General features: G+C 67.0%; 10 protein-coding genes. 2 read left to right on the top strand and 8 right to left on the bottom strand.

Features of this window, described 5'->3' with window-relative positions:
* Nucleotides 1-15: 15 nt before the first annotated feature.
* Nucleotides 16-789, top strand: a complete 774-nt coding sequence (locus tag VGK27_08460; GenBank protein ID HEY3490136.1) for a DUF1499 domain-containing protein — start codon at nt 16-18, stop codon at nt 787-789.
* Between the two features lie 13 nt (nt 790-802).
* On the opposite strand, the gene VGK27_08455 is transcribed toward VGK27_08460, so the two are convergent.
* From VGK27_08455 to epmA, 8 genes are read right to left on the bottom strand one after another with little or no spacing between them, the layout of a single operon-like run.
* Nucleotides 803-1,240, bottom strand: a complete 438-nt coding sequence (locus VGK27_08455; GenBank protein HEY3490135.1) for a PIN domain-containing protein — start codon at nt 1,238-1,240, stop codon at nt 803-805.
* A complete protein-coding gene (locus tag VGK27_08450; GenBank protein ID HEY3490134.1) occupies nt 1,228-1,452 on the bottom strand; it encodes a CopG family transcriptional regulator in 225 nt (74 codons plus the stop codon). The genes VGK27_08455 and VGK27_08450 overlap by 13 nt, the downstream gene beginning before the upstream one ends.
* A gap of 41 nt (nt 1,453-1,493) precedes the next feature.
* On the bottom strand, nt 1,494-4,586 hold the full coding sequence (locus VGK27_08445) for an efflux RND transporter permease subunit (GenBank protein ID HEY3490133.1): 3,093 nt from the start codon (nt 4,584-4,586) through the stop codon (nt 1,494-1,496).
* Entirely contained in the window at nt 4,583-5,821 is a 1,239-nt protein-coding gene (locus VGK27_08440) for an efflux RND transporter periplasmic adaptor subunit (GenBank protein HEY3490132.1), read from the bottom strand. The genes VGK27_08445 and VGK27_08440 overlap by 4 nt, the downstream gene beginning before the upstream one ends.
* Before the next feature lie 29 nt (nt 5,822-5,850).
* On the bottom strand, nt 5,851-7,191 hold the full coding sequence (locus VGK27_08435) for a TolC family protein (GenBank protein HEY3490131.1): 1,341 nt from the start codon (nt 7,189-7,191) through the stop codon (nt 5,851-5,853).
* A gap of 23 nt (nt 7,192-7,214) precedes the next feature.
* Nucleotides 7,215-8,819, bottom strand: a complete 1,605-nt coding sequence (locus VGK27_08430; protein HEY3490130.1) for a DHA2 family efflux MFS transporter permease subunit — start codon at nt 8,817-8,819, stop codon at nt 7,215-7,217.
* 6 nt (nt 8,820-8,825) lie between these two features.
* Nucleotides 8,826-10,088, bottom strand: a complete 1,263-nt coding sequence (locus VGK27_08425; protein ID HEY3490129.1) for an HlyD family secretion protein — start codon at nt 10,086-10,088, stop codon at nt 8,826-8,828.
* Between the two features lie 23 nt (nt 10,089-10,111).
* Complete coding sequence (epmA, locus tag VGK27_08420; GenBank protein HEY3490128.1) at nt 10,112-11,059, bottom strand: EF-P lysine aminoacylase EpmA; 948 nt, start codon at nt 11,057-11,059, stop codon at nt 10,112-10,114.
* 195 nt (nt 11,060-11,254) lie between these two features.
* Here epmA and VGK27_08415 point away from each other — a divergent pair, with 195 nt between their 5' ends.
* Nucleotides 11,255-12,529 (top strand): Glu/Leu/Phe/Val dehydrogenase, encoded by a 1,275-nt coding sequence (locus VGK27_08415; protein ID HEY3490127.1) that lies wholly within the window; start codon nt 11,255-11,257, stop codon nt 12,527-12,529.
* Nucleotides 12,530-12,584 lie beyond the last annotated feature (55 nt).

The raw sequence follows: 12,584 nt of genomic DNA, 5'->3' as shown, positions 1-12,584 counted from the left end.
AAGGGGGGAAACGCAATGAGGATATCCGAAAAGCCGGTGCGGTCGAAATTCGGTTTCCTGTTCGTGGCCGGATTTGCGGTTTCCGTGGCCGCGATCCTGTCCGAAGCGGGTGCGGGCGAGGGGACACGCCTGGGATGGTGGACCTTCCGGACCGGTTTCACGGTGCTCGGCCGGGCTGCCTGGCTTGGCGGGGCGGGAGCTGTCCTGTCGGGGGTCGCCCTGCTGACGGGCGGTCGGCGGGACCGGAAATGGGGGGATGCGATGGCGGTCACGGGCATCATCCTGGGGATCCTGGCGATCGCCCTCCCCGGAAGTTATTACTGGACCGCGAAACACGTCCCGATGATCCACGACATCACGACCGACACGGAAAACCCCCCGCAGTTCGTCGCCCTGCTCGCCACCCGCAAGACCGCGCCCAACGGCGCCGAATATGGAGGTCCCGAGGTCGCCGGGAAGCAGCGGGCAGCCTACCCCGACATCCGGCCGATCGCGCGGGACATCCCTCCCGCCAAGGCCTTCGAGCAGGCGCTTGATGCGGTCCGGAAGCTGGGCTGGCAGATCGCGGACGCCAATGCCGCGGAAGGCCGGATCGAGGCGACCGACACCACCCGATGGTTCGGCTTCAAGGATGACGTGGTGATCCGCGTAGCGCCGGGCGGCGGGGGCACCGGAAGCCGGATAGACCTGCGTTCGGTCTCGCGGGTCGGCAAGAGCGACGTCGGCAAGAACGCCGCCCGGATCCGCGCGTTCGTAGAGGCGTTTTCATCGACCACTCCGGCGCGGTGATCGTTTTCGGACCTTACGGGAGCAGTTCGAAAATTTCGCAATGCTGTGACCGGATCAGGGAAAAGTGCAGCCGGTCGGTGGTGAGGATGCGCGTTGTCTTGAGTCGTTCGGCCACAGCGACCACCGAGGCGTCCACCAGGCCGATGTCGGCATCCCGGTAGCGGTCGAGCAGTTCCAGGGCGCGCGTCATATCGGCCTCGTCCACCGGTTCGAGATGCATTTCACGGTTGACCATCGACCGGATGAAGGCTTTCTCCGCGTCTGGAAACAGGTGTCGGTTGAGCAGGTAGCAGGCCTCGGGAACGACGGTGACGGGAACGACCAGGCGCCCCTCGAACGAGCGGACGAACGAGACGGCGCGCTCGTGCCACGAGTCGCGTCGATCGGCCAGGGCATAGATGATGCCCGTATCGACGACCACAGGCGAGGCGATCCGACTTATTTTCGCCAAAGCAGCTCTTCGTGGCGCTCGGCAACCGTGCCGTCGCTGCTCTCGCCGATGCCGATGAACGAAGGCGAGGCGGAGACGTTCCCGCGGTTCTCGGCGACATATTTTTCGAGCGCCTCGCGCACGACCGATGCGACGCTGCTGTGGCTGCGCCGCGCCAGACTTTTAAGGTCGTCGAGCAGATATTCGTCGGCAAAGATGGTCGTCCGTTTCATGGTATCCGCCCTCCCGCATATATGATGTATTACATATGCCTTTATGTCAACCGATCGCGGAAATTCCCCACCATGTCCCGCAACCGCTTCATGAAGGCCAGGTTGCCCAGGTCGTCGAACAGCGAGTAGGCGACCGGGGTCAGCACCAGCGTGAGCAGCAGGCAGAGCGCCTGCCCGCCGATGATGACCTTCGCCATCGAGGCGCGCGAGGCGGCGCCCGGGCCCTTGCCCAGCGCGATGGGGACCATCGCGGCGATCAGCGTGACGGTCGTCATGAGGATCGGCCGCAGGCGTGCGGCGTTGGCTTCAAGGATGGCTTGATTCCGCTCCATTCCCCGGGCGCGCAACGTGTTGGTGTAGTCGACCTGCAGGATGCCGTTCTTCTTGACGATCCCGAACAGCATGAAGAGCCCCATGATGCTGTAGATGTTGAGTGTCTCGCCCAGCACCAGCAGCGAGAAGAGCGCGAACGGGATCGAGATCGGCAGCGCCAGCATGATCGTGATCGGGTGCAGGAAACTCTCGAACTGCGCGGCCAGCACGATATACATGAAGACGATCGAGAGCAGCAGCGCGATGAGGAAGTTCGAAAGCGTCTCGGCCATCGTCTTGGCGCGCCCGAAGAACTGGACGGTGTACTGCGGCGGCAGGTTGAGCGACTGGATGATCGCCTGTACGTTCTCGGTGGCGGTGCCCAGCGCGAGCCCGTCGAGGTTGGCGACCAGGGTGACCTGGCGCTGCCGCATCGTCCGGTCGATCTGGGCGGGCCCCAGCTCCCGGGCCAAAGACGCCACGTCGCGGACGCGTACCTTGCCCTGGGTGAGCGAGGGGACGGGCAGGTTAGCGACCGCCCCGGCGGTGTCGCGGGAAGCGAGGTCGGCCCGGAGCCAGACGTCGTACTGGTCGGCTCCCTCCTTGTACTTTGACACCTGCTCCCCGCCGACGAAGACGTTGAGCGACGAGGCGACGTGCGCCACCTGGACGCCCAGGTCGGACGCCTTCTTCCGGTCGACGTAGACGCGCAGCTCGGGCTTCCGGTTCGACAGCGTCGTGTCGACGTCGACGAATCCCTTGATCTTCCGCATCTGCTCCGTGATCTTGTCGCCGTATTCCATCAGCTTGTCGAGGTCGGGTCCGCTCACCGTGAAGGTGAGCTGCGCCTGGCGCCCGCCCCCCATGCTGACCCCGCTGATGTTCTGGACCGACACGCGCAGCGCAGGATATTTCGCCATCAGCTTGCGAACGTCCTTCATCACGTCGAACTGCGTGAACTTCCGCTTTTCGAGATCGACGAGCCGGACGTAGATCGTGCCCTGCGTCACGTCCCCTTCGGCCACATTGCCGATCGAGGTGAGCAGGTGCTCGACGCCGCGGACCTTCTTCAGGTCGGCCTCGACCTCCCGGTAGGTCTGCTGCACCGCATCGAGCGTGTACCCTTCCGGAGACTGGATGTAGACCTCGAATTCGCTCTGGTCGTCGAAGGGCATGAAGTCCTTCCCGATGGCGCCCGCCAGCGGCTTGATGGCGAGGAGCACCGCGACCGCGAGGACGACGACGACCCAGCGGTGACAGAGTGCGACCTTCAGGATCCCGATGTATCCCGTGGTCGTGGTCCGGTGGAAGAACCCTTCGGATGATTTCTTCGCGCCCTTTTCGTGCTTCACCTTCAGGAAGCGGGAGGAGAGCATCGGCGTCAGCGTGAACGAGACGAACCACGAGATGAGGATCGCGACGGCCACGGTGATGCCGTAGGAATTGAAGAATCGGCCGACGATGCCGTACATGAAGGCGAGCGGCAGGAAGATGACGACGAGCGAAAGGGTGGTGGCGGAGACGGCCAGCCCGATCTCGGCGGTCCCCGTAATCGCGGCCGACATCGGCGGTTCGCCCTTCTCCTCGACGTGGCGGAAGATATTTTCGAGCACGACGATGGCGTCGTCGATGACGATGCCGACGGCGAGCGTCAACCCCAGCAGCGTCATGTTGTTGAGCGTGAAGCCGAGCATCCGGATCACGGTGAAGGTGCCGATGAGCGACGTGGGGATCGCCACCGAGGCGATGAGCGTGGAGCGCCAGTCGCCCATGAAGGCGAGCACGACGAAGGAGGTCAGCAACGCGCCGAGGATGAGGTGCAGCTTGACCTCGTCGATCGAGCGGAGGATGAAGGTGGACTGGTCGCGGATCGGATCGACCTTGATGTCGGGCGGCAGCGTCTTCCCGATCGCCGCGATCCGATCCTTGACGCGCCGGATCACCTCGATGGTGTTGGTGCCGGACTGCTTCTGGATGACCAGGTTGACGCACGGCACGCCGTCGAGCCGGGCCAGCGAACGCGCCTCGACCTCGCCGTTCTCGACCCGCCCGATGTCGCGCAGGAAGATGGGGCGTCCGCCGATGTTGGCGACGATGAGCTGCTCGAAGTCGGGCACCTTGGGCATCCGGCCCATCGTGCGCAGCACGAGCTCCCGGTTCCCCGCGTCGACGCGACCGCCGGGGACCTCGATGTTCTGCGCCTGGAGCGCCGCCTTGACCTGCGGGATCGAGAGGCCGTACCCCTCGATGCGGGCCGGGTCGACATAGACGTTGACCGCTCGCGCGCGCCCGCCGACGATGTTGACCGCGCCGACGCCGCTGACCGACTCGATGTTCTGCTTGATCTGCTCGTCGGCGATCTGCGTCAGTTCCTTCATCTCGCGGTTGGCCGAGACGGCGACGGTCATGACGGGGGCCGAATCGATGTCGAACTTGACGATGACCGGCGGGTCGGTGCCGTCGGGTAGCTTCTTGACGACGACGCCCACCTTGTCGCGGACGTCCTGAGCCGCCTGCTGGCCGTCGCGCTCGAGCAGGAAGCGGATGGTGACGACCGAGACGCCCTCGCGCGACGTGGAGCGCAGCTCGTCGATCCCCGAGATCGTGTTGACCGCTTCCTCGACCGGCTTGGTGACGCTGGTCTCGATCTCCTCGGGGCTTGCGCCTTTGAGCGTCGTCGTGACCGTCACCGTCGGGATGTCGACGTTGGGAAGCTGGTCGACGCCCAGCTTGTAATAGGAGACGGCGCCCAGGACGATGAGCACTGCCGCCAGCATGGTGGCGAAGACGGGGCGGCGGACGCAGACCTCCGAGATCTTCATCGGGCGGCTTTCCCCGTTCCGGCCGAAACCACGACCGGGGCGCCCGTGAACAGCTTGCCGGTATTGGTGATCGCCACGGACTCGCCGGCCCGCAAGCCCTCGGCGATCTCGACGCGGGCGCCCAGGTCGTCGCCCGGCTTGACCTTCCGCTCGACCGCCTTGCCCCCTTCGACGACGAACAGCTTGTCGACGCCGGCGAAGGTGACCATCGCCTCCTTCGGGACGGTCACGCCGTTGGGATCGGTCCGGATCAGGACGGCCCCCTTCCCGAAGAAGCCCGGTTTCAGCTCGTGCCCGGCATTGGGGAAGAGCACCTCGACCTGGACCGCCCGGTTGGCGACGTTCGAGGAGGGGGAGACGCGGGAGAGCGTCCCCCGGAACACGCGCCCCGGTTGCCCGTCGACTGTAAGTTCGACGGTCTGGCCGCGCCGCACCTGCACCGCGTAATATTCGGGCACGTCGCCCACCATCTTGACCGGCCGGTCGTTGACGACCCGGAAGAGCGGGGCGCCGGTCTTGACGTATTCGCCCGCGGACACGAGCTTCGCCTCGACCGACCCGTCGATGGGGGAGCGCACCTCGGTATCGCGCACCTTCTTGGCGGCAAGCTGAGCCTGCGCCCGCTTGCCGCGCAGCGTCGCGAGCTGGGTGTTGGCCTCCTCGCGCGCCGCCGCCACGTTGGCCTCGGCCATCAGCAGCCGCGCCTCGGCGTCGTCGAGCTCCTTGCGCGCGATCAGCTTCTTCTCGACGAGCCCCTTGCGCCGCTCATAGTCGGTCTTCGCGTTGGCGTAGTCGGCCTGCGCCTTCCGCACCAGCGACGTCCGGTCGATGTCGACGCCCACGGCGTCGGGCGCGATGCCCAGCTTGGCCGCGGTCTGGTCGGCGTCGGCCTTGGCTTGCTCCTGACGGAAGCGGAACTCGTCGGGAACGATCGTGAGCAGCGTCTGCCCCCGGCGCACCGGGTCGCCGAGGTCGGCGTTCACCCTCTGGACGGTACCGTCGACCTCGGAAGCGAGCGTCACCTGGTCGACGCCGGCCAGCGTCCCGACGAACTCGACCTTGCGCGTGATCGGGGTACGGCGCGCCGCCTCGACCAGCACCGTGACGGGCGCCGGGGGTGTCTTGGCCGTGCCCCCCTTCGGGGCTTCCGCCTTCTTGGCGCCGCACCCGGCGGCGGCAAGAAGGACGATGATCGGGACGAGCAGCGCGGCGCGTCGCGCCAGGGTCATGGGCATCGGAACAGGTCTCCTGTGGGATCTCATGCTTATTCCCCGATCGCGCGCGAAAGCGAGGCGAGGGCGGTGTTGTAGTCGTACCGGGTTTCGACGAGCGCGGTCTCGGCCTCGCTCGCCTGCGTCTGGGCGTCGATCATCTCGATGATGTCGCCCGCGCCCGCTTCATAGCGGCCCGTCGCCAGCCGGAGATTTTCCTCGGCGGCGTCGCGCTGTTTCTTGCGTGCCTGGATCTGCTCGACTGAAAGGCGCAGCGCCAGCGAAACCTGCTCGACCTGAAGCCGCACCTGCCGCTGCAAGGCCGCCAGCCCGTAGCGCGCGGAGGCGCCCCGGGACTCGGCCTCGGCGATCTGCCCCCGCGTCAGGTAGCCGTTGAAAATAGGGACGCTGAGCTGGAGCCCCACGCCGTAGTTCTGCCGGAGGGGGAGGTCGTCGGCCCCGTATCCGTATCCGGCGCTTCCCGTCAGCACGGGGTTGTATCCTGCCTGCGCCTGGCGCAGCGCCTCGTCGGCCGCCTGGACGCGGTCGGCGGCGGCGCGCAAATCGGACCGTTTCTTCTCCGCGGCGCGCATCCATTCTTCCACCGAGCCGAGCGGCGTGTCGGGCGTGACCTGGCTCTCCGCCAGCGTAAATTCAGGCGGCCCGTCGAGCCCCATGCGTTCGAGCAGCGTCACGCGCGCGAAGCGCAGGTCGTTTTCGGCGGCGGCCAGCTCTGCCCGGGCCTGGTACAGGTTGGCCTCGGCGCGCGCGACATCAATCCGGGCACGCAATCCCGCCTCGTAATAGGCCGTGGCCTGCGTCAGGAGCGCCTGCCGCTGGTGGCCGGTCTCGTTGCGGACGTCGAGCACGCGTTGCGCGCGCAGGACGTTGATGTAGGCAAGGCGCGCGCCGAACGCCACGTCGCTGCGCGTCAGCCGGCCGGACGATTTCGCAGCCGCAAGCAGCGCGTCGGCCTGCCCGACCGAAGCGGAGGTCCGGCCGAAATCGCTGATGACGTAATTGAGCGACCCCGAAAGCGACAGGTTGTTGATCGTGGTGCTCTGCTGCGCGAGCTGCGACCAGGCGCGCGACCGGAACAGGCCGGCCGATCCGGTGACGGAGGGGTAAAAGCCGGAGGCGGCCTGCGTTTGCCGCCCCCGGGCCGCCCGGGTCTCGGCGTCGGCCTGCGCGATGAGCGGGTGGTTGGCAAGGGCGGTCTCGACCACCTGCTCGAGCGTCCATTCCTCCGGGGCGGCCGCGAATGCCGTCCCTGCGGCCACGGAGAGGGCGAGGACGGCGGTCATCGTGCGAAACAGGGCGCGCCTCATCGGGTTTTCTGCAAACAGGCGGGCGGAAAGGGACAAGACCGTTTCCCGCCGGATCGATGGCGACATTCGAAATCCTTTCGTCAGAGAGATCAATGCGCGGGCGGCAGGTCGCCGGTCTGGTGCGCGGGCCGCTTGAGCAGCAGGATCAGGGGGAGGATCCCGAACATCAGCATCGACAGGATCCAGAAGGCGTCGTTGAAACCCATCATCGTCGCCTGACGGACCGCCTGGGCGTAAAGGCGCCCCATCGTCATCCTGTCGGCGGATGCCGCGAGCTCGGGCATCCCGTGGCCCATCAGCATCCGTCCCCGGGCGATCGCCTCGGTGAAGCCGCGATCGAACCAGGTGAGGTGCTCGGTGAGGTGCGCCTGGTGGAGCTGGGCGCGACGGCCGAAGATCGTCGTGGAAAAGGCGATGCCGACCGAGCCGCCGAGGTTGCGCAGCAGGTTATAGGCCGAGGTGGCGTTGCCCATCTCGCGCTTGGGGATCGAGGAGAGCGTCAGCGTCGTCAGCGGGATGAAGAGGAAGCCCATGCCGAATCCCAGGACGATGCGCGGCCACATGAGCGCGGCGAAGTCGGCGCCCAGCGTGAACTGCGACATGAGATGCGTGGCGACTGCGCAAAGGCCGATCCCCAAGAAGAGGATGTACTTCGGGTTGTGGTTCGTGATCAGCCGGCCGGTGATCGGCATGCAGACGAGCGTGGCGACGCCGCCGGGCGAGAGCACGTATCCCGCGAGGGTGGCCGTGTAGCCCAGCAGCATCTGGGCGTAGAGCGGCAGCAGGACGATGCTGCCCATCAGGTTGAAGAAGGCGATGAACATGAGCGCGTTGCCGGTGGTGAAGGAGACGTTCCGGAAGACGCGCAGGTCGACGACCGGGTGCTCGGCGAACCAGAGCTCGACCATGACGAAGGCGAGGAGCGCGAGGAGGGCGACCGCGGACAGGACCAGGATGAACTCGGACTGGAACCAGTCTTCGCGCTGCCCCTTGTCGAGGATCATCTGGAGGGAGCCGACCCACACGACGAGCAGCGCGATGCCCCAGCGGTCGGGCTTCGTCTTGACCGCGTCGCGGATGTAGGCCGGGTCCTCGATGAAGATCGAGACCATGAAGATGGCGAACAGCCCGATCGGGATGTTGATGTAGAAGATCCAGCGCCACGACATCATGTCGGTGATGTAGCCGCCCATCAACGGCCCTGCGATGGGGCCGAACATCGCGCCGATCCCGAAGAGCGCCATGGCCATGCCGTGCTCCTTCGGCGGGAACGTCTCGAGCAGCACCGACTGCGACATCGGCTGGAGGCCGCCGCCGCCGATCCCCTGGAGCACTCGAAAGAAGATGAGCATGTTGAGCGACTGCGCGGCGCCGCACATGAGCGACGCGAAGGTGAACAGGGACACCGAGAAGATCATGTAGCGCTTCCGGCCGAACGTGCGGGCGAGCCAGCCGGTCATCGGGATGACGACCGCGTTCGAGACGAGGTAGGAGGTGAGCACCCAGGCGGACTCGTCGATGCCGGCCGAGAGGGAGCCGCGGATGTGATCGAGCGAGACGTTGGCGACGCTGGTGTCGATGATCTCGATCAGCGTGGGCAGCATGACCGTCAGCGCGATGATCCACTTGTTGCCCTGCATCGCCCCGATGGCGTTGCCGATGCGGCCGTTCCCCCCCTTGTTGCCCCCGTTCATCGGACGCTACTTCACGAGCACCGTCGGAACGACCGACATGCCGATCCGGAGCAGGTGGCCGGGGTCCTCCCCCGGGTCGAGCAGGATCTTGACGGGGACGCGCTGGACGACCTTCACGTAGTTGCCCGTGGCGTTCTCGGGCGGGAAGAGCGAGAACGCCGATCCCGTGCCGGCCATGATGCTGTCGACCCTTCCGGCGAACTCGCGGCCGCGGCGGCTGTCAGGCGCGATGCGCACCCGCTGCCCCGGCTTGATCTTGTCGAGCTGCGTTTCCTTGTAGTTGGCGACGATCCACAGGTTGTCGAGCGCGGCCACGGCCAGGAGCGACTGCCCCGGGGCGACGACCTGTCCCACCTCGACGTTCCTTCGCGTGACGAAACCGTCGGCCGGGGAGACGATCTCGGTGTAGCCCCGGTTGAGCTTCGCCTCGGTGAGCACGGACCGGCGCTGCGAGATTCCCGCCTCCTGCTGCGTCACGCGCGAATGGCGCTGGGCGATCACGGACTGGACCTGGACGACGCGCGCTTCCTTCTGCGAGATCATCGCGCCGCGCTGCGCCACTATCGCCTGCTGCGTCGGGACGGCGGCTTCGGCGATCCGCTGCTCTTCCTTCGCCAGCGCATCCTGCGCCCGGGCGACGTCGAGCGCGGTCTGCGCCTTCTCGTTCCGCTCGCGGCTGACGGCTCCCCGGCCGAAGAGCGCCTTGGCCCGATCGGCGTCGCGGACGGCCTGGGCGAGCTGCGCGGCGGAGAGCGTGACCCGGGCCTTGGCCGCATCGATGGCGGTGTGCGCCTGGGCCAGCTGCGATTCCGCGGCGTCGCGGTCGCGGCGCGCGGCCTCGACGTCGCGCCGGGCGGCGGACAGGTCGGAATTCGCGGCGGCGACGTCGGAATTCGCGGCGGCGATCTCGGCCGCGGCCATGTCGATGCCGGCCTTCGCGCCCGATTCGCGGACGGCGTACGGCTCGGCATCGATCCGGAGGAGCACGTCGCCTTTTTTGACCGGCTGGTTGTCGTCGATCAAAAGCTGCGCGACGGTCCCCGGGATCCGGGCGGATACGGCGTAAACGCGCCCGTCGACGAAGGCGTCGTCGGTGTCGATGTGCGTCTGCTTGTACCACCAGTAGGCGATCCCGACCCCGACCACCAGAATCGTGACGAGCATGAACGTGGCGAGCGCCGCCCGTTTCCGGGAGGCTTTCGGGGGGCCGTTCCCGTTGTCCGGGGACGCGGCCGCGGGAGACGCGGTTCCGGGGCTGTCCGCTGCCATATTATTAAGAACCCTCCTGTGTGTTAGCGGTAGCTGACGTCGGCGATGTCGTCGCGTTCGAGGAGCAGCATCGCGAGCCGGTCGAACCCCAGCGCGGCCCCGGAGCAGGGCGGAAGTCCCGCGCGCAACGCGTCGAGGAATTCGGGATCGACCGGGAGGATTTCACCGGTATTCCCGCGGTGTCGTTCCGCAAGTTCCAGCAGCCGTTGCTCCTGTTCTGCCGGGTCGGTCAGCTCTTCGTACCCGTTGACCAGTTCGATGCCGGAAACGTATCCTTCGAAGCGCTCGGAAATCGACGGATCGTCCATTCGGCGCTTCGCCATCGCCGCCAGCGGCGCGGGAAAGCCGGTGAGGAAGCAGGCGCCCTTCGAGCGCAGCGCGGGCTCGATCACGTCGACGTACGCCCGGAAGAACAGCGCTTCCCAGTCTTCGGACACGCCCGGCCGGTGCCCCTTCTTCTCGAGCGCCCGCCGGATCCCCGCCTCGTCGGTGGCCGCGCAGTCCAGCGCCTCGGCGAAGGCGTCGGCCAGCTCCCATCGCCCCCAGCTTCCCGAAAGGGGAATCGCGGCGCCGTCCCGGACGATCTCCGGCTTCCCGGAGACGGATTGCGCCAGCTCCCGCGCCAGCGCCTCGACGTCGCGCATGACGTCGTTGGCCGACCCGCCGACCCGGTACCATTCGAGCATCGTGAACTCGGGGCAGTGAAGCGGCGAGCCCTCCCGGTCGCGGAACACCTTGCCGAGGTAGAAGATGTCGCCCGAGCCCGCGGCCAGAAGCTTCTTCATCGACAACTCGGGGGAGGTGTGAAGGTAGAAAGGGCGGCTTCGTCCCGCCGCATCGGCGATCGTCACCGGATAGATGTTGGGGTCGATGTTCGGGCAGGCAAGGGCGAGGGGCGTGTCGACCTCGAGAAAGCCGCGGGCCCGGAAGAATGCCCGGGTCTGCTCGAGGATTACGGCCCTTTGGCGCAAGAGCGCCCACGGAAGTTCCCCGGAGGCGAGGCGTCGCCAGGCGGGACTTCCGGGCCCGGATCGGTATTCTCCGCGAGGGGCGATCATCCGAGGGAGTCTAGCATGGAGACGGCTCTCCCGGCGGCGCGGATTCCCTTGCGGGAGGCCGCCGGGAAGGCATATCTTTGAGGGAGAATGCGGGAAAAGGGGGGAGTCATGCCGTTTCCGACGATGGGCACCACCGAGGAGGGGCAGAACGCACTCAAGGAGGCGCTCGCCCAGCTGGACAAGGCCGCCGAGCTCCTGTCGCTCGACCCGAATCTCACGGAGCGGCTGCGCCACGCGAAGCGGTCGCTGATCGTGACCGTGCCCGTCCGGATGGACGACGGCCACGTCGCGTCGTTCACGGGCTACCGCGTCCAGCACAACGTGACGCTGGGGCCGGGCAAAGGCGGAATCCGCTACGCCCCGACCGTCAACCTCGAGGAGGTGACGGCGCTCGCGATGTGGATGACGTGGAAGTGCGCGCTGATGAATATCCCGTTCGGCGGCGCCAAGGGCGGCATCTGCGTCGACGCGACGAAGATGTCGCGGGGCGAGCTCCAGCGGATGACGCGCCGCTTCACCTTCGAGATCTTCAACTTCATCGGGCCCGACAAGGACATTCCGGCGCCCGACATGTACACCAACGAACAGACGATGGCGTGGATCATGGACACCTATTCCACGCAGGTCGGCCACTCGGTTCCGGGCGTCGTGACCGGCAAGCCGGCCGTCATCGGGGGGTCGGTGGGGCGGCGCGAGGCGACCGGCAGCGGGCTGGTCAACCTCGTCATGGCGGCGCTCGACCACCTCGGGCTCGAGCCCGGGAAGATGACGGCGGTCGTCCAGGGCTTCGGCAACGTCGGCGCGGTCGCGGCGCAGGAGCTCGTGAAGCGGGGCATCAAGCTGATCGCGGTCAGCGACGTCGACGGCGGGGTGCATAATCCGGCCGGGATCGACCTGGAAGCGCTGCTGCACCACGTCGAATGGAAGCAGCCGGTCTCCGCATTTTCCGGCGGGTCGCCGGTGACCAATGCGCAGATCCTCGAAATTCCGTGCGACATCCTGGTGCCCGCCGCGACCTCGGGGCAGATCACGGCTGAGAACGCTCCCCGCATCCGGTGCCGCATTCTTGCGGAGGGGGCCAACGGCCCGACCACGCTCGAGGCAGACCGGATTCTCGAGGATAAAGGCGTTTTCATCATCCCCGATATCCTCGGCAACGCGGGCGGCGTCACCGTCTCCTATTTCGAATGGGTGCAGGACTCGCAGCAGTATTTCTGGGACCTGGCCGAGATCTCCGGGCGGCTCGAGAAGATCATGACGCGCGCCTTCAACGAGGTGATGGCGCTGTCCGCCGAGCGGAAGGTCGGGCACCGGATGGCCGCGCTGATGATCGGCATTTCCCGCGTCGCCGAGGCGATGCGCTTCCGCGGGCTGTACCCGTAACCCTGCGGCCGGGCAGGGCTCCCGACGCTTCGCGTCACGGGTATCCCCTTCCGGG

Source organism: Candidatus Deferrimicrobiaceae bacterium (assembly GCA_036504035.1).
GTDB lineage: Bacteria > Desulfobacterota > Deferrimicrobia > Deferrimicrobiales > Deferrimicrobiaceae > JANXPS01.
Note: the sequence above shows the minus strand (reverse complement) of the source record. Positions and strands in the feature narration are given on the sequence as shown.

Excerpts from the sequence above, each read along its gene's own strand:
- VGK27_08415 (HEY3490127.1), top strand. The coding sequence starts at position 11,255 with ATGCCGTTTCCGACGATGGGCACCACCGAGGAGGGGCAGAACGCACTC.
- VGK27_08450 (HEY3490134.1), bottom strand. The coding sequence starts at position 1,452 with ATGAAACGGACGACCATCTTTGCCGACGAATATCTGCTCGACGACCTT.
- VGK27_08435 (HEY3490131.1), bottom strand. The coding sequence starts at position 7,191 with ATGTCGCCATCGATCCGGCGGGAAACGGTCTTGTCCCTTTCCGCCCGC.
- VGK27_08430 (HEY3490130.1), bottom strand. The coding sequence starts at position 8,819 with ATGAACGGGGGCAACAAGGGGGGGAACGGCCGCATCGGCAACGCCATC.
- VGK27_08440 (HEY3490132.1), bottom strand. The coding sequence starts at position 5,821 with ATGCCCATGACCCTGGCGCGACGCGCCGCGCTGCTCGTCCCGATCATC.
- VGK27_08445 (HEY3490133.1), bottom strand. The coding sequence starts at position 4,586 with ATGAAGATCTCGGAGGTCTGCGTCCGCCGCCCCGTCTTCGCCACCATG.
- VGK27_08425 (HEY3490129.1), bottom strand. The coding sequence starts at position 10,088 with ATGGCAGCGGACAGCCCCGGAACCGCGTCTCCCGCGGCCGCGTCCCCG.
- VGK27_08460 (HEY3490136.1), top strand. The coding sequence starts at position 16 with ATGAGGATATCCGAAAAGCCGGTGCGGTCGAAATTCGGTTTCCTGTTC.